Consider the following 16,477-nt stretch of genomic DNA (forward strand, 5'->3'; position numbering starts at 1 on the left):
CGACAGCGCTCTGCTCATCACCACCGGCCTCCTCCCGGCCAACAGGGTGAATCAGATTTCCAGCCGCCCGGGAATCCCCGTCCGAGTCAAACAGGTCGGATCATGCTCTAAATGAAATTAGATCTGCGTGAATTGTGAATTTCAATTACTTTAACCCCCATTTACAACCGCCTAATCCAATCCGTCGTCGCCGGCACCCCCTCCCCCCCGGGCACCCCGGCGGGGCGGGACGCGCGGGCCAGCCGCGCCTCCCGCGGCGACATGCCGAAGGCCTCGCGGAAGGACCGGCTGAAGGCGGCCTCATTCCGGAATCCCCAGCCATAGGCGATCTCGGCGATGCGGCGGCGCTCGGCGACGGGGGCGGTGATCTCCTGGAAGCAGCGGTCCAGGCGGCGGCGGCGGATATAGCTGGCGACGCCGCCATAGGGCTCGAATAGCCGGTACAGCGTCGGCCGCGACACGCCGAACTGTTTTGTCAGCAGCTCCGGCGACAGCTCGGGGGAGGCCAGCTTGCCCTCGATGAAGCGGCGGATCAGCACGAGCGACGGCGCATGCACCGTCTCCTGCCCCTCGGGCCGCGCGGCGATCGAGGGGCTGGCGCAGGCGGCGACCAGCATGGCGGTGGCCTGGATCAGCGGCTGCGCCTCGGCCTGGCTGAGCTGCGCGGCGCTCTCCTGCAGCCCCACCAGATGGTCGGCCAGCAGCCGGCCCAGCGGCGTGTCGCCGCCCAGCACCACGCCGTGCAGCGCCTCGGCGCGGCGCACCAGCGGCGCCAGGCTGGCGCGCGGCATGACCAGGGTGATGTTCTCGAAGTCGCTGGCCTCGGTGTGCAGGGTCTGCGCCATGTCGAGGATGCTGGTATCGCCCGGCCGCACCAGCAGCCGGCGCTCCCCCGCCACCCCGGCATAGCCGCCGCGGCGATAGAGCTGCACCAGATAGTGGTCCATGCCGGTGCGGGCGATGGTGAAGGCGCTGCGGCGGAACACCTGGGCGCTGGCGGCGATGCGGCCGATCACCACGCCGCCCAGATTGTGGCTCTCCATCCGCGCGGCGAAACCGGCCATGGCCTCGGGCCGCGGCAGGGCGACGTCGAAAAAGATGCCGGCGATGCGGCGCCAGGCCCAGAAGGCCTCCTCCGGCCCGCCCAGCGAGGCGCCGTCGAAGCGCATCGCGCCCCCCTCGGCGGAGGGAAAGGCGGCGAGGGCCAGGGCGAGGGAGGCATCGGCGGCGGTGGGCATGGCCGCGCAGGATAGCCGCGCCGGCGCGGCCCTGTCAGCCGCCGAAGCGTCAGCGGAAGGGGGAGCGGTCCGGGTCCGGATCGGGCATGGCGGCGATCAGGCTGCGGGCATAGTCGCTGGCGGGGGCCTGGAATACCGCCTCGGTCTCGCCCTGCTCGACCAGCCGGCCGCGATGGATCAGCGCGACGCGGTCGCAGACATAGCGGATGACGCCGAGGTCGTGGCTGATGAAGAAGTAGGTCAGCCCCAGCTGCGCCTGCAGGTCGTGCAGCAGGTTCAGCACCTGCGCCTGCACCGAGACGTCGAGCGCCGAGGTCGGCTCGTCCAGGATCAGCACCTCCGGCCCGGTGGCGAGCGCCCGGGCGATGCCGATGCGCTGCCGCTGGCCGCCGGAGAATTCATGCGGGAAGCGCCCCAGATGCTGCGGCCCGAGGCCGACGCGCTCCAGCAGCGCCGCCGCCCGGTCGCGCCGGCCGCGCGCATCGAGGCCGAGGCGGGCACGGTGGATCTCCATCGGCTCGCCGACGATCTCGGCCACGCTCATGCGCGGGTTCAGCGAGGCATAGGGATCCTGGAAGACCATGCCGATCCGCGCCCGCATCTCGCGCAGCCCGGCCGCCGACAGTTTTTCGATGTTGCCGCCGTCGAAGCGGATCGAGCCCGCCGAGACCTCTTCCAGCCGCAGAAGACAACGCGTCAGCGTCGTCTTGCCGGAGCCGCTCTCGCCGACCAGGCCGAAGCTCTCGCCGCGCCGCACCGAGAGCGACACGTCCGCCAGGGCCTGCACCTGCGGCGCCCGGCCGAACAGCCCGCGCCGCTCGCCGCCATAGATCTTGGAAACGCCCTCGACCTCGAGCATCACGCTGGCTCCCCGCGCAGCACCACCGGGCAGGCGACGCGATGCCCGCCCGCCGGCCCGACCAGCGGCGGGGTGGCCCGGGCGCAGCCCGGCTCCGCCAGCCGGCAGCGGTTGGCGAAGCGGCAGCCCGGTGGCGGCGCCAGCAGCGAGGGCACCGTCCCCGCCAGCCCCTGCAGCGCGCCGCGCGCCGTCCCTGCCGTGGGGAGGGCGGCCAGCAGCGCGCCGGTATAGGGATGGCGCGGCGATTTCAGCACCTCGCGCACCGGCCCGGCCTCGACGACATTGCCGGCATACATCACCGCCACATGGCTACAGAGCTGCGCCACCACGCCGAGATTATGCGTGATGAACATCACGCCCAGCCCGTGCTCGCGCACCAGGTCATGGATCAGCCGCAGGATCTGCGCCTGGACCGAGACGTCGAGCGCCGTGGTCGGCTCGTCGGCGATCAGCAGGTCGGGGCGGCCGATCAGCGCCATGGCGATCAGCACGCGCTGCTTCATGCCGCCGGAGAACTGGTGCGGGTAGTCGTCCAGCCGCGCCGCAGGGTTGGGGATGCCGACGCGGTCGAGCATGGCCAGCGCCAGCTCCCGCGCCGCCCGCTTCACCGCCCGCCCCGAGGCGCCGGGCGCCAGGCCCAGCAGCGACGGATCGGCGCGGCCCGCATGCAGGGCGACATCGAGAAGCTGCTCGCCGACCCGGAAGACCGGGTTCAGGTTGGTGGTCGGGTCCTGGAAGATCATGCCGATCCGACGGCCGCGCAGGGCGCGCAGCCGCTTCTCATCGGCCTGGAGCAGATCCTCGCCATCCAGCCGGATCGAACCGCGCGCATAGCGGGCCGGGGGCGCCGGCACCAGGCGCGAGACGGACAGACCGGTCAGCGACTTGCCGCAGCCGGTCTCGCCGACGATGCCCCAGATCTCGCCGCGCTCGACGGTCAGGTCGATGCCGTTCAGCACATGCGCCTCGCCGTCGAAGGAGCGCATGTGCAGATGCAGGTCGCGGATTTCGAGCAGGGCCATCAGCGGCGCGCCTTGGGGTCGAGCAGGTCGCGCAAGCCGTCGCCCAGCAGGTTGAAGCCGAAGACCGCCAGGAAGATGGCCAGCCCCGGGAAGATCGCCGTCCACCAGTAGTCCGGCATGTTGGCCCGCGCGACTGACAGCAAGGAACCCCATTCCGGCGTCGGCGGCTTGACCCCGATGCCGACGAAGCCCAGCGAGGCCACGGTGAGGATGGCAAAGCCCATGTCGAGCGACATCTTGACGATGACCGGCGAGACGATGTTGGGCAGCACATGCCGGCGCAGCAGCCGCGCCGGCCCCGCCCCCATGGCGCGGGCCGCGGTGACGAACTGCTCTTCCTTCTTGGCCATGACCTCGCCGCGGACGAGGCGCGCATAGCCGGGCCACCAGGAGAGGGCGATGGCGAAGATCATGTTGCCGGTGCCCGGACCGAGCGCGGCGGCGACCGCCATGGCCAGGATCAGGCTGGGCACGGTCAGCATCAGGTCGGAGAGGCGCATCAGCGCCTCGTCCAGCCAGCCGCCGAAGAAGCCGGCAATGGCACCGACGAAGACGCCGATGACAGCGCCAACCATGACCACCGCCATCCCCGCCAGCAGCGAGACCCGCGTCCCCGCCAGGGTCAGCGAGAAGACATCCTGGCCGACCTCGTTGGTGCCGAACCACCAGGCGGCGGAGGGCGGCTGGAAGCGCGTGCCGGTCTGCACCAGCCCCGCGACATGCTCGGGATGCGGCACGATCGCCGGCCCCAGCAGCGCGATCACCAGCAACAGCAGGACAATGCCGAGCCCGAGGACCGAAACCCAGCTGCGGCGGAAGCGGTAGAGACCGCGGCGCAGGCGCTCGCTCATCGCAGCCGCACCCGCGGGTTCAGCAGGCCATAGACCAGGTCGACCAGCAGATTGACCAGCACGAAGAGCGTTCCGATGCAGAGCGTGACGCCGATGATCGGCATGAAATCCTGGGTCAGCACCGCCTGGGTGGCATAGAGGCCGAGGCCGGGCCAGTCGAAGACCGTCTCCACCAGCACCGTGCCGCCGAGCAGCCAGCCGAAATACAGCCCGATGACGGTGAGCGTCGCCGAGACCGCGTTCTTCAGCACGTATTTGAACAGGATCTTCCCCCGCGACAGGCCGAGGGCGCGTTCGGTGGTGACGTAGTCCTGCTGCAGCACTTCGATGGTGGAGGCGCGCATCATCCGCGTGATGGTGGCCAGCGGCGACAGCGACATGGCGATGGCCGGCAGCGCCAGATGCTGCAGCGCGATGCCGAGGGCGTGGAGATTGCCGGTCAGCAGCGCATCGACGGTCAGCAGCCCGGTGATCGTCGCCGGCGGGTCCTCGGTCAGCGGAAACCGGCCCGAGAGCGGCAGCCAGCCCAGCCACATGGCGAAGCCCAGCTGGAACAGCAGGCCGAGGAAGAAGCGCGGCATGGAAATCGCGCCGAGCGACACCGCCCGCGACAGGAAGTCCGGCCAGCGGTCACGATAGACCGCCGCCATCAGCCCGGCGGGGATGCCGATGGCGACCGCCAGGATCATCGCCGCCAGCACCAGCTCCAGCGTCGCCGGAAGATAGGTGGAAAGGTCTTCCAGAACCGGGCGGCGGCTGAAGATCGAGACGCCCCAGTCGCCGCGCAGCAGCCCGCTGGCATAGTCCCCGTACTGCACCAGCAGCGGCCGATCGAGGCCGAATTCCTTGGCGACCGAGGCGATGTCGGCCGGCGTGGCATTCGGCCCCGCCGCCAGCCGCACCGGATCGCCGGGCAGCAGCCGGGCGATGGCGAAGACCAGCATCGACAGCCCGACCAGCACCGGCACCAGCAGCAGCAGCCGCCGCAGGATGTAGCGGATCATGCGGCGGCCCCCGCGATCAGCCGAGCGACAGCGGGAAGAGCTCCGGCGCGTTCGACGCGACCGGCGTGAAGGCGAAGCCCTTCACCGTGTTGCGCAGCGCCAGCTTGCGCCGCTCCAGCACGCCGAAGATGTCGCAGGCATCCTCCATGACGGTGCGCTGGAACTCGGCATAGAGGGCGCGGCGCTTCTCCGGATCGGCCTCGGCGCGGGCGCGGGTGATGAGATCGTCGACCTTCGGATTGCTGTAGACCGGGTTCTGCCAGTTGCCGTTGCGCGAGGAATGATAGCCGGCATAGGCCAGGTTGTCGGCGTCGCCGTAATTGGCCGTCTGATAGACCGGGAAGAAGTCGGACAGCGTCTCCGGCGAGCGGCAGGAGGCCACCAGGTCCGGCCAGATCGCCGAGCGGATCTCCAGCTCGATGTTCAGCGCGCGCAGGCTGTCCAGCAGCACCAGCGCCCAGCGCCGCTGCTGCTCCAGGCCGGAGACATGGGTGATGGTCAGCTTGATCCCGCCATTCGGATGTGCCGACTTGGCCAGGAACTCCTTGGCGCGGGCCAGGTCGGTGCGCCAGGGCTGCAGCGACTTGTCGAAGCCGTCGATGCTCTCGGGCAGCGGGCCGGTCATCAGGTCGGCATAGCCGGCGACATCCAGCATCGCCTGGTAGTTGAAGGCGCAGGAAATGGCGCGGCGCAGATTGGCGTCCATCAGCGCGCCATGCCGCGTGTTCATCTTGATCTGGAAGGTGCGGTATTCCGGCTCGATCACCAGATCGACGCCGGGGCGGTTCTTCAGCGTGTCCATGTCCTCGCTGGTCAGGTCGAGGGCGATCTGCGCCTCGCCGCGCTGGATCATCAGCCGCTGCGTCGCCGTCTCGCGGGTGATCTTCCAGATCGCGCCCGTCAGATTGCCGCCGCCCTGGCGCCAGTTGCCCGCGACCCGCTCCAGCTCATAGAGATTGCCCGGCTCGGCGCGGCGCACGGCGAAGGCGCCGGAACCGGCGACATTGGCGCGCAGCCAGGCCTGGCCGTCATCGCCACCCTTGTTGGCCTCGACCTGCTTCGGATTGACGATCCAGATCCAGGGCAGCACCTGCAGGAAGGGCACGAAGGCGGTGGCCAGGCGGAAGCGCACGGTCTGCGCGTCCACCGCCTCGATGCTGCCGGGCTTCACGATGCCGGCGATCATCCAGACATTGCCGCGGTTCAGGCGCAGGATGCGCTCGAAGGAATAGACCACCGCCGCCGCGTCGACCGGCGAGCCGTCGTTGAACTTCGCGCCCGGGTCCAGCTTGAAGACGTATTCGGTGCCGTCCGGCGAGATGGTCCAGGACTGCGCCAGATGCGGCACCGGCTTCGGCGGATTGCCCTCGACCCGCACCAGCGAATCATAGACATTGCGCATCATCCAGGCCGTGGAATAGCCCGAGGCCAGATGCGGGTCGAAATTCGGGATGTCCTGGTTGCTGGTCAGCACCAGGATGCGGCGCGACTGGGCCATCGCCCCCCCGCCCCCCAGCAGCAGGGCCGCGGCGGCCGCGCTGCCGGCCAGGATGCCGCGCCTCGTCATGTCGGTCATGCTCAGATCCCCCTTCGCGCGCCGCCTGCTCAGGCCGGCACCGCCTGCTGCCCCACCGCCGCGCCGTAATCCCGCGCGGCCCCTTCGTCACTGACCAGGCCGAGGCGGCGGTCGCGCGCCAGGGCCTCCGGCGCGCGCTTCGCCGGATCGCCATAGCCGCTGCCGCCGCTGATGCAGATCTCGACGATCTGCCCGGGCCCCTGCACCTGCACCAGCCGGCCGGTGCCGCAATCCTCCAGCACGCCGCCGGCGGCATCGACCACCCGGCCCTGGGCGCCGCGCCCGGCCTGGCCGCCGAACAGCCCGTCGATCGGATTGCCGACGCCTTCCGGATAGACCGAGACGAAGCTGACCAGCCCGTCCTCGCGCAGCTTGCGCAGCCGCACCCGCTGGCCGAGGCCGCCGCGATGCTCGCCCGGGCCGCCGCTATCCGCCAGATAGGTTTTTTCCAGCACGATGACCGGCACTCGGGCTTCGAACAATTCGATCGACGTGTTCGACGCGCTGGTCGGCCAGAGCAGGCCGGACTTGCCGTCGCGCGCCGCGGAAGCGCCCTGCCCGCCGCCGATGAACAGCATGTCGGAATAGGTGCGGCCCTCGGCGTCCTGGCCATAGACATAGGCCGCCATCGGCAGGCCGGTATTGGCCTGCACCTTGTCGGGAGCCGCTTTCGCGAGCGCGCGAAAAATGTTCGGCGCCAGGTACCAGCCGGTGCGGGTGCGCATGTTCACCGCCGCCGGCCGCCGGGCATTGAGGACCGAGCCTTCCGGCGCCTCGACGGTGAAGGGGCGGTAGCAGCCGGCATTGCCGCGGACCCCCGGGGTCAGCATGCATTTCAGCGGATAGGTCGCATGCGCCGCGGTGTAGTTCAGCGTGCAGTTCAGCCCGCCCTGCGGCAGCTGCGGCGGCGCGCCGGCGAAGTCGAGATGGATCTCCTCGCCCGCCACCGTCAGCTTCAGCGGATAGCGCAGCACCTCGCCCAGCGGGTTGTTGCGGATCTCGGCCTCATAGACACCGTCGGCCAGGGCGGCGATGGCGTCGCGCATGGCGCGCTCGGAGCGGCCCTGCACGACGGTCGCCAGCGCGCGCAGGTCGCGCATGCCGTAATCGCCCATGAAGGCCAGCAGCCGCTCGGCGCCCAGGCGGTTGGCGGCGACGAAAGAATGGATGTCGCCCAGCACCTGGTCCGGGTTGCGGACATTCTCGCGGATCAGGGTGAACAGCGCCTCGCTCGGCCGCCCGGCCTCGAACAGCTTCATCGGCGGGATCTGCAGCCCCTCCTCGAAGATCTCGCGCGCCCGCAGCGAATCCTTGGTGCCGCCGATGTCGGAGACATGGCCGACGGTGCCCATCAGCCCGACCACCTGGCCGTCCGCAAACACCGGGGTGACGATGGCGATATCGAACAGATGCCCGGCGCAGAGCCAGGGATCATTGGTGATCAGCACGTCGCCCGGCTGCAGCGTCTCGGCCGGGTACTTCTGCAGCAGCGCCTTCACCGCGCGCGGCAGGGTCAGGTTGAAGACCGGCATGGCGCGCGGCGAATGCGCCAGCGTCTCGCCCTCGGGGTCGAGCAGCTCGCAGGCGAAGTCCTGGCTCTCCGAGATGACCAGCGAGAAGGCGGTGCGGCAGACCGTCAGCCACATTTCTTCCACGACGGTCACCAGGCGGGACCACATGATCTCCAGCGCGATCGGATCGGCCTCGATGCGGGCGCAGGCTTCTTCCAGCGGCATGCCGGGGGTGACCAGCGCGCTGCCCTGGGCGGAGGCGGCGATGCTGATGCGGAGATTCAGCCCGGCATCGACCTCGACCACGTCGCCGGGCGGGACGATGGTGGTGGATTCGCGCTCCTCGATGATCGCCGGGCCCGGGATGCGGTCGCGGGCGACCAGGGCGTAGCGGTCATAGACCGTGGCCTCCTGCCAGCCGCCCTCGAACCAGGCGCGGCGGCTGCCCTTGACGCGGGCCGCGGCATCGCCGCCGCCGACCGCGCCGGTCAGCGACAGCACCGGCTCGGGGCCGACGCAGCGGACGCGGAAATTGATCGCCTCCAGCCGCGCGCCCTCATAGACCGAGGTGTAGCGCGCCGCGTAGGTGGCGGCGAAACCGGCGCGGATCGCGGCCAGGCTGCCGGCCTCCAGCGCGCCGCCGGGCAGCGGCACGTTGATGTCGTGCATCTGCCCGACCAGCCGCATGTCGGCGCTGCGCTCGACGGTGATGGCGGCGGGGTCGACCCCGGCCTCCAGCAGGCGGGCGCGGCCTTCGGCGGCCATGCCGTCCAGCACGCCATTGACCAGCGCCGCATCGAAGCCCTCGGAGAACTCGACCGGCAGCGAGCGGGCCAGTTCGAAGGACAGCGGCGCGGCCAGGAAGCCGAGCGCCGAGGCGGCGCCCGAGGCCGGCGGGATGATCACCTCGCGCACGCCGAGTGCCCGCGCCACATCGGCCGCATGCGCCGGGCCGGCGCCGCCGAAGCCGACCATGGCGTAGCTGCGCGGGTCCTTGCCCTTCTCCACCAGATGGACGCGGGCGGCGGCGGCCATGCTCTCGACCACGACCTTGTGGATGCCCCAGGCGGCGTCCATCACGTCGAGCTTCAGGGGGGCGGCCACCGTCTCCACCGCGCGGACCGCGGCGTCGCGGTCCAGCGCCATGCGGCCGCCCAGGAAGAAGCCCGGATCGTAATAGCCCAGCACCAGATTGGCGTCGGTCACGGTGGGCTTCACCCCGCTCATGCCGTAGCAGGCCGGGCCCGGATCGGAGCCGGCCGAATGCGGCCCGACCTTCAGCAGCCCGACCGCGTCGATCTGCGCGATCGAGCCGCCGCCGGCGCCGATCTCGATCATGTCGATCACCGGCGCCTTGATCGGCAGGCCGGAGCCCTTGCTGAAGCGGTGCACGCGGCCCGCCTCCAGCATCGGCGCGATCTCGACGCGGCCGCCCTCGATCATGCAGGCCTTGGCGGTGGTGCCGCCCATGTCGAAGGAGATCACGTCCTCCTTGCCCGCGAGGCGCCCGAACAGCGCCGTGGCCAGGCCGCCGCCGGCAGGGCCGGATTCCAGCAGCCGGATCGGGAAGGCGCGGGCGGTGGCCGGCGAGACCAGCCCACCGGCCGAATGCATCAGCCGCAGCGCGCCCGAGAAACCGCGCGCGGCCAGCTCGCGCTCCAGCTTCTTCAGGTAGCGGTCCATCAGCGGCTGCACATAGGCATTGGCGCAGGTGGTGACGCAGCGCTGGTATTCCCACATCTCCGCCACGACCTCGGCCGAGAGCGAGACGGCGAGCTCGGGGAATTCGGCGCGGACGATCTCCCCCACCCGCGCCTCATGGGCGGGGTTGCGGTAGGCGTTGATGAAGCAGACGGCGACCGCCTCGACCCCCTCCGCCAGCATTTCTTTCAATGCGAGGCGGACAGCATCCTCGTCCAGGGCCTCGACCACTTGGCCGTCGCGATCCATCCGCTCCGGCACGTCGCGGCGGAGTTCCCGCGAGACCAGCGGCTCCGGGAATCCGAGGAAGAGATCGTAGATGTCGTAGCGCTGCTCGGTGCCCATCTCCAGGATGTCACGGAAGCCGGCGGTGGTGATCAGGCCGAGGCGCGCCCCCTTGCGCTCGATCACCGCATTGGTGACCAGCGTGGTGCCGTGCAGGATTTCTCCCACATCGCCGAGACGGAGCCCGGCCATCTCGACCAGCTCCTGCAGCCCGAGCAGCGCGGCTTCCGAGGGATCATGCGGCGTGGTCAGGCGCTTGTGCAGCCGGACGCTGCCCGCGGCCGCGTCATAGAGGATGAAATCGGTGAAGGTGCCGCCGATGTCGAAGCCGATGCGCCAGCGATGGCCCAGGGTGGCGGCGGAGGGGGTCGTGTTCATCGGGCGTCCTCGATAGGCGTCAGGCGGCGGCGCTGCGCGGGGCGGCGCGTTCGGGTGCGCCGGGTCGGGCTTGGATCTCGCGGGCCTCGGCCAGCAGGGCGGCGGTCATGCGCTCGCGCTCCGGCTCGTCGACCAGGCTCAGCGGATAGACGATGCAGAGGCAGGCATCCTCGTCGGGCTGGCGGCCGCCCACCGCCACGGCGATGCTGCCGACGCCCGGATTGCTCTCGTCGACGGCGGTGGCGAAGCCGTCGCGGCGCACCGCCTCCAGCCGCCGCAGCAGCTCGGCCATGTCCTGCGGCGCGTTCGGGCTGGGCGGCAGCAGCGGCGCGGGGTGCAGCCGCCGCACCTCCTCATCCGTCAGCCGCGCCAGCAGCGAGCGGCCGGAGGCGGCGGCGAAGGCCGGCAGGCGCTGGCCGACCGGCGTGCCGACGCGCAGCATCCGGCTGCCCTCGTGGAAGGTCAGGCCGATCACGTCGGCGCCGTCGCGCAGGCTGACATAGCCGCTATGGCCGAACTGCCGGCTGACCCGGCCGACCGCGGCATGGGCGCGCGCCACCAGCGCCGAATCGCGGCGGTAGCGGTGGCCCAGCTCGAACATCAGGATGCCGGGGCGGTAGCCGCGGCTGTCGGGCACGCTCTCCAGGAAGCCGGCCTCGCGCATCGCCCGCAGCAGGCGGGAGACGTTGCTCTTGGGCAGCGACAGCAGCTCCGCGACCTCGGTCACGGTCAACTCCTGCCGCCGGGCGGAGAAGCAGCGCAGCACCTGGCCGGCCGTGGACAAGGTCGTCATGGCGGTTCCAATAAGTGGAACAACGGTTCCTGTAAGTGAAACGCTACGCAGGGCCGCGCCGGGCCGCAAGCCCGGAGATGGGTTTTTGCCGCTGCCGAATGCGGCAGCCGGCCGCGCCTTGCACCGCAGCATGGCAGTTGCCGCGCTTTTTGCCCGCTTCCTGTGCAGCGCAGCAAAAGGGGCGCTGCGAAAGCACCTTGACCCCTGCCCTGCAGGCCGCCATGGCCTGCTGCGGGGGCCGGCCACGGGGTCGGCCGATGGGGATGACCGATGCGGCTGGATGGCGCGTTACGCCGGGGCGTGAATATCTGGTACAGCCTGCGCCTGCCGGTGCAGATCGGCCTGCTGCTGCTCCTGCTGGCGGTGCCGCTGCTGGCGGTCTGGGGGATCGTCGGCCTGGTCCGCGGCGGCGCGGCGCCGGCGCCGCAGGCCGCCGCCCCGGCCGCCGCGCCGGCCAAGGGCGGGGCGGTGGAGCAGGAATTCGCCACCCGCCTGCTGGACGAGACGACGCGCAGCTGGACCGCGCAGTTCCGCCTGCTCGGCCGCAGCTTCCAGCCCGCCGCGCCGATCTTCGCCAATGGCATCGCGCCGACCGCCTGCGACAATGCCCCGGCGCCGTCGGGCCTGTTCTACTGCACCGCCGATGCGCGCATCTATGTCGACCTCGACCGCCAGGCGAAGCTGACGCAGGGCAGCCGGGCCGGCGGCGACATGACCGTCGCCCTGCTGCTGGCGCATGCCGTCGGCCATCATGTGCAGCAGCAGCTCGGCATCCTCGACCTGGTGCGCGGGCTGCAGGCGCGCCAGCCGGAGGCCGAGGGCACCGGCACCCTGCGCCGCCGGGTCGAGCTGCAGGCCGACTGCTTCGCCGGGCTCTGGGCCAAGACCAGCAGCCTGATCACCGGCATGGCCGATACCGCGGCGCAGGAGGCCGCCTTCGCCGCCATGCGCGAGGATGCCGCACGCCCGGCGCCGCCGGCGGTGGCGGCGCGCCCGGCGGCCGAGCCGGCCCCCGCGGCCGGCGCCCCCGCTGCCGGCAGCCCTGCCACCGATGCCGCGGCCTCGGCGGCGGTCGTGCCGCAGGCGCCGGCGCCGCTCACCGCCGCCGAGCGCGCCCAGTGGTTCCGCACCGGGCTGCAGCGCGGCGACTTCGCCGCCTGCGACACATTTTCCGGCCTGCCCTGAGTTTTCCGGCCGCTGCCGCTTGACGAAAGCGGCGGCGCGGTCGCCCATGGGCGGGTCGCCTCGCCTGGATCGGGTCCTGTCATGCCCCAGATTTCGCCCCTCGCGCTCACCATGGGCGAACCCGCCGGCATCGGCGCCGAGATTTCGGTGGGTGCCTGGCAGGCGCTGCGGCAGGACGGGCCCTGCTTCTTCTACATCGGCGATCCCGCGCTGCTGGGCGAGGCGCCCTGGCGGCCGATCGCCGATCCGGCCGAGGCCGCTGGCCTCTTCGCCGACGCCATCCCGGTGCTGCCGCTGCCGCTGGCGGTGCCCGCGGTGCCGGGCCAGCTCGACCCGCGCAACGCGCCGGCGGTGATCGCCGCCATCGAGCGCGCCGTCGCCCTGGCGCAATCCGGCGCGGCGGCGGCGGTGGTGACCAACCCGATCCAGAAATCCGTGCTGACGGCCACCGGCTTCGCCTATCCCGGCCATACCGAGTTCCTGGCCGCCCTGGCGCCGGGCGAGGGTCCGCCGGTGATGCTGCTGGCGGCGGCCGGGCTGCGCGCCGTGCCGGTCACCATCCACCAGTCGCTGCGCAGCGCCATCGACAGCCTGACCGTGGAGAAGATCGTCACGGTGGCGCGGGCGACGGCGGCGGGGCTGGCGCGCGACTTCGGCATCGCCGCGCCCCGCCTGGCGCTCTGCGGCCTCAACCCGCATGCCGGCGAGGCCGGCACCATGGGGCTCGAGGATCGCGACATCATCGCCCCCGCCATCGCGCAGCTGCGCGCCGAGGGCATCGACGCGCGCGGCCCCTTCCCGGCCGACACGCTGTTCACCCCGCATGCCCGCGCCGGCTACGACGTGGCGCTGGGGATGTATCACGACCAGGCGCTGATCCCGGTGAAGACGCTGGACATGGCCGGCGGCGTCAATGTCACGCTCAATCTCGGCGTGGTGCGCAGCAGCCCGGACCATGGCACCGCGCTCGACATCGCGGGCCAGGGCCGCGCCGATGCCGGCAGCCTGGTCGCCGCCCTTCGTCTCGCGGCCGAGCTCGCCGCGCATCGCCTGGAAAGGAAGCCCGCGTGAAGCCGCTGCGCCTCTCGGTCAATGTCGACCACGTCGCCACCCTGCGCAATGCCCGCGGCGGCCGCTTCCCCTGCCCGCTGGAGGCGGCGCGCACCAGCCTGGCGGCCGGCGCCGACGGCATCACGATCCATCTGCGCGAGGATCGCCGGCATATCCGCGACGAGGATCTGCGGCGCATCCATGCCGAGCCCGGGCTGCGGCTGAACTTCGAGATGGCGGCGACCGAGGAGATGGTCGGCCTCTGCGCCAGCCTGCGCCCGGCCGCCTGCTGCATCGTGCCGGAGAAGCGGCAGGAGCTGACCACCGAGGGCGGGCTCGACGTGCTGCGCGCCGGCCCGGCGCTCGGCGAGGCGATCCGCCGCCTGGCCGGCGAGGGCGTCGAGGTCTCCGTCTTCGTCGAGCCGGATGCGGCGCAGATCGAGGCCTGCGCCCGGCTCGGCGCCCAGGCGGTGGAACTGCACACCGGCACCTATGCCGATGCCGCGCTGGAGGCCCGCGGCCCCCTGCTGGCCCGGCTGGCCGAGGGCGCGCGCGCTGCCGAGGCGGCCGGGCTGTCCTGCCATGCCGGCCACGGGCTGGATTATGTCAGCGTCGTCGGCATCGCGGCGCTGCCGCAGGTGGTCGAGGTCAGCATCGGCCATTTCCTGATCAGCGCCGCGGTCTTCGAGGGCCTGCCGGCGGCCATCGCCCGCATGCGCGGCGCCATCGCCGAGGGCCGGGCGCGTCTCGCCTGACATCGCCGCGTCGACGGGCATTGCGTATCGATATCGCAACGGTGCAGTCTGTCGGGGACAGAGCAGGGCACGGCCGATCCCCGGCCGGCCGCGGGCGGAGGGAGACGTGGTGACGTCCAGGAGTCCCGCGGCGCGGCCTGATGGCCCTGTTGTTCGTTCGGACGCAAGCTAGCCATGCCACTCACGGCGCTGGCGCGCGGCGGCGGCAGGCGGCCCCTGGCCTCCCATCTGGCCCTGCTGAGCTTCGTGCTGCTGGCGCCGATCGTGCTGCTGGCCGTGGCGCTGACCCATGCCTATGTCGAGGCCGAGCACGACCTGCAGCGGCGCCAGGCGCAGGAACAGGCGCATGTCATCGCCAGCCGCTTCGAGCAGGCGATGGCCCGCCGCCTGGCCGCCCTGCAGGTGCTGGCCGAGGCGCCGGCGCTCGACCCGCTCGATGCCGAGGCGGTGGGGCCGCAGCTGCAGGCGGTGGCGCGGCTGCTCGGCGGCAGCGTCACCCTGCAGCCACCGCGCCCGCTGGCCGGCGTCGGCGATCGCGAGGCGCTGCCGGCGGCGCTGGCCACCGGCATCGCCAGCGTCGAGCAGCGCGTGCTGCGCCACCACCTGCCGGCCGTCTCCGACCTGCTGCCGATGCCCGGCGAATCGGGATATGCGGTGCTGCTCGCGGTGCCGGTGCTGCGGCAGAACGAGCTGCGCGGCCTGCTCTGGCTGATGCTGCGTCCGGAGGCCTTCCTGAAGACGCTGGCCGGCGTGCCGCTGCCGCGCGGCTGGATCGGCAATCTGGTCGACAGCAGCGGCACCGTGGTCGCCCGCAGCGCGCGGCACGGGGATTTCCTGGGACAGCCGACCGCCTTCGAGGCGCAGCGGAACCGTGCCGGGCCGAGCGGCACCTGGACGACGACCGCGCTGGACGGCCAGCCGGTGATGCTGGCCTATGTCATGCTGCAGGCCAGCGGCTGGCGCGCCAGCGTGCTGGTGCCGCTGGCGCGGAACGGCGGGCTGCAGCATTCGCTGCTGCTGCTGGGCCTGGGCGCCGCCGGGCTGATCGCCCTGGCGGCGGGGCTGGCGGTGCTCTTCGCCCGCGGCCTGGCCCGGCCGGTGCGCGCCCTGGCCCAGGCGGCGCATGCGCTGGGCCGCGGCGAGCCGGTCGTCACCCCGCCGGCCTCGATCGAGGAGCTGCATGCCGTCGGCACCGCCATGGCCGCCGCCAGCATCAGGCTGCGCGCGCGCGAGCGGGCGCTGGCCGAGAGCGAGGCGCGGCTGGCCCGCGCGCTGAAGGCCGCCCGCATCGCCACCTGGGAATGGGAGGTCACGACCGACAGCCTGGCCGGCTCGCGCGGGCGCGAGGCGCTCTATGGCCGCCCGGCCGGCACGCTGCGCGACCTGCCCGGCCTGCTGGCGGCGACCCATCCCGAGGACCGCGACCGGCTGGCCCAGGCGATGCAGGGCGGCAGGGACCCGGCCGGCAGCGGCGTCTTCGAGGTCGCCGCCCGCACCGTCTGGCCGGATGGCCGCATCCGCTGGCTGCAGAGCCAGGGCGCCGTGATGGAGCGCGGTCCCGGCGGCGAGCCGCTGCGGCTCTCCGGCGTGGTCATGGACGTGACCGAGGCGCAGGCGGCGATGGAGCGCGAGAAGCTGCTGGTCGCCGAGGTCGACCACCGCGCCCGCAACGTGCTGACCGTGGTGCAGTCGCTGCTGAAGATGAGCCGCGCCGACGATCCGGCGCATTTCGCCGCCGCCGTGCAGGGGCGCGTCGCGGCGCTCGCCCGCGCGCATACCCTGCTGGCGCGCGAACGCTGGGATGGCGGCGAGCTCTTCGCCCTCGCCCGCGAGACGCTCGGCGCCCATGTCGAGAGCGGTCATGTGCTGCTGCGCGGCCGGCCGGTCGATCTGGCGGCGCATGCGGTGCAGCCGCTGTCGATGGTGCTGCACGAGCTCGCCACCAATGCCGCGCAGCACGGCGCGCTGTCGCGGCCGCCGGGGCAGCGGCAGGGCCAGGTGGTGCTGTCCTGGCTGGTGCAGGGCGGCGTGCTCAGCCTGTCCTGGCACGAGCATCACGGCCCGGCGGTCAGCGCCCCGGGGCGGCGCGGCTTCGGCCTGCGCGTGGTGGAGAACACCATCACCCGGCAGCTGGGCGGCCAGGTCGAGCTGCAATGGCAGACGACCGGGCTGATCTGCCGGCTGCGCATCGCCGCCGACCGCGTGCTGCGCGGCGCCGGCACGGCCGATGACGACCGCAGCCTGGCCGGCCTGCGCTAGCGCCGGGGCA

Annotated in this window: 12 protein-coding genes; 4 read left to right on the plus strand and 8 right to left on the minus strand. The window is 72.1% G+C overall.

The annotated features are described in order from the left end of the window. Positions 1 to 161: 161 nt before the first annotated feature. From WFI16_RS18400 to WFI16_RS18435, 8 genes are read right to left on the minus strand one after another with little or no spacing between them, the layout of a single operon-like run. Positions 162 to 1,238, minus strand: coding sequence for a helix-turn-helix domain-containing protein (locus WFI16_RS18400; protein ID WP_419899308.1), 1,077 nt, complete (start codon positions 1,236 to 1,238; stop codon positions 162 to 164). Positions 1,239 to 1,287: 49 nt separating this feature from the next. Beyond that, positions 1,288 to 2,097, minus strand: a complete 810-nt coding sequence (locus WFI16_RS18405) for an ATP-binding cassette domain-containing protein (RefSeq protein WP_419899309.1) — start codon at positions 2,095 to 2,097, stop codon at positions 1,288 to 1,290. Continuing rightward, a complete protein-coding gene (locus WFI16_RS18410) occupies positions 2,097 to 3,119 on the minus strand; it encodes an ABC transporter ATP-binding protein (RefSeq protein ID WP_419899310.1) in 1,023 nt (340 codons plus the stop codon). Before WFI16_RS18410 ends, WFI16_RS18405 begins: the two co-directional genes overlap by 1 nt. After that, a complete protein-coding gene (locus WFI16_RS18415; RefSeq protein WP_419899311.1) occupies positions 3,119 to 3,970 on the minus strand; it encodes an ABC transporter permease in 852 nt (283 codons plus the stop codon). The genes WFI16_RS18410 and WFI16_RS18415 overlap by 1 nt, the downstream gene beginning before the upstream one ends. Beyond that, positions 3,967 to 4,974 (minus strand): ABC transporter permease, encoded by a 1,008-nt coding sequence (locus tag WFI16_RS18420; RefSeq protein WP_419899312.1) that lies wholly within the window; start codon positions 4,972 to 4,974, stop codon positions 3,967 to 3,969. The genes WFI16_RS18415 and WFI16_RS18420 overlap by 4 nt, the downstream gene beginning before the upstream one ends. Before the next feature lie 16 nt (positions 4,975 to 4,990). Next, complete coding sequence (locus tag WFI16_RS18425) at positions 4,991 to 6,550, minus strand: ABC transporter substrate-binding protein (protein WP_419899313.1); 1,560 nt, start codon at positions 6,548 to 6,550, stop codon at positions 4,991 to 4,993. 29 nt (positions 6,551 to 6,579) lie between these two features. After that, a complete protein-coding gene (locus WFI16_RS18430) occupies positions 6,580 to 10,425 on the minus strand; it encodes a hydantoinase B/oxoprolinase family protein (protein WP_419899314.1) in 3,846 nt (1,281 codons plus the stop codon). A gap of 19 nt (positions 10,426 to 10,444) precedes the next feature. Continuing rightward, a complete protein-coding gene (locus tag WFI16_RS18435) occupies positions 10,445 to 11,218 on the minus strand; it encodes an IclR family transcriptional regulator (RefSeq protein ID WP_419899315.1) in 774 nt (257 codons plus the stop codon). A gap of 300 nt (positions 11,219 to 11,518) precedes the next feature. On the opposite strand from WFI16_RS18435, the gene WFI16_RS18440 reads away from it, so the two are divergent. The 4 genes from WFI16_RS18440 (at position 11,519) to WFI16_RS18455 (ending at position 16,467) form a co-directional block, all read left to right on the plus strand. Then, positions 11,519 to 12,403 (plus strand): neutral zinc metallopeptidase, encoded by an 885-nt coding sequence (locus WFI16_RS18440; RefSeq protein WP_419899316.1) that lies wholly within the window; start codon positions 11,519 to 11,521, stop codon positions 12,401 to 12,403. Positions 12,404 to 12,484: 81 nt separating this feature from the next. Beyond that, positions 12,485 to 13,474 carry a 4-hydroxythreonine-4-phosphate dehydrogenase PdxA gene (gene pdxA, locus WFI16_RS18445; protein WP_419899317.1) on the plus strand — a complete coding sequence of 330 codons (990 nt, stop codon included), beginning with the start codon at positions 12,485 to 12,487 and terminating at the stop codon, positions 13,472 to 13,474. Between the two features lie 5 nt (positions 13,475 to 13,479). After that, positions 13,480 to 14,208 carry a pyridoxine 5'-phosphate synthase gene (locus tag WFI16_RS18450; RefSeq protein WP_419899582.1) on the plus strand — a complete coding sequence of 243 codons (729 nt, stop codon included), beginning with the start codon at positions 13,480 to 13,482 and terminating at the stop codon, positions 14,206 to 14,208. 174 nt (positions 14,209 to 14,382) lie between these two features. Continuing rightward, positions 14,383 to 16,467, plus strand: coding sequence for an HWE histidine kinase domain-containing protein (locus tag WFI16_RS18455; protein WP_419899318.1), 2,085 nt, complete (start codon positions 14,383 to 14,385; stop codon positions 16,465 to 16,467). Positions 16,468 to 16,477: the final 10 nt, after the last annotated feature.

Source organism: Roseomonas sp. USHLN139 (genome assembly GCF_037145735.1).
Taxonomy (GTDB): Bacteria; Pseudomonadota; Alphaproteobacteria; order Acetobacterales; family Acetobacteraceae; genus Pseudoroseomonas.

Excerpts from the sequence above, each read along its gene's own strand:
- WFI16_RS18400 (WP_419899308.1), bottom strand. The coding sequence starts at position 1,238 with ATGCCCACCGCCGCCGATGCCTCCCTCGCCCTGGCCCTCGCCGCCTTT.
- WFI16_RS18405 (WP_419899309.1), bottom strand. The coding sequence starts at position 2,097 with ATGCTCGAGGTCGAGGGCGTTTCCAAGATCTATGGCGGCGAGCGGCGC.
- WFI16_RS18410 (WP_419899310.1), bottom strand. The coding sequence starts at position 3,119 with ATGGCCCTGCTCGAAATCCGCGACCTGCATCTGCACATGCGCTCCTTC.
- WFI16_RS18415 (WP_419899311.1), bottom strand. The coding sequence starts at position 3,970 with ATGAGCGAGCGCCTGCGCCGCGGTCTCTACCGCTTCCGCCGCAGCTGG.
- WFI16_RS18420 (WP_419899312.1), bottom strand. The coding sequence starts at position 4,974 with ATGATCCGCTACATCCTGCGGCGGCTGCTGCTGCTGGTGCCGGTGCTG.
- WFI16_RS18425 (WP_419899313.1), bottom strand. The coding sequence starts at position 6,550 with ATGACCGACATGACGAGGCGCGGCATCCTGGCCGGCAGCGCGGCCGCC.
- WFI16_RS18430 (WP_419899314.1), bottom strand. The coding sequence starts at position 10,425 with ATGAACACGACCCCCTCCGCCGCCACCCTGGGCCATCGCTGGCGCATC.
- WFI16_RS18435 (WP_419899315.1), bottom strand. The coding sequence starts at position 11,218 with ATGACGACCTTGTCCACGGCCGGCCAGGTGCTGCGCTGCTTCTCCGCC.
- pdxA (WP_419899317.1), top strand. The coding sequence starts at position 12,485 with ATGCCCCAGATTTCGCCCCTCGCGCTCACCATGGGCGAACCCGCCGGC.
- WFI16_RS18455 (WP_419899318.1), top strand. The coding sequence starts at position 14,383 with ATGCCACTCACGGCGCTGGCGCGCGGCGGCGGCAGGCGGCCCCTGGCC.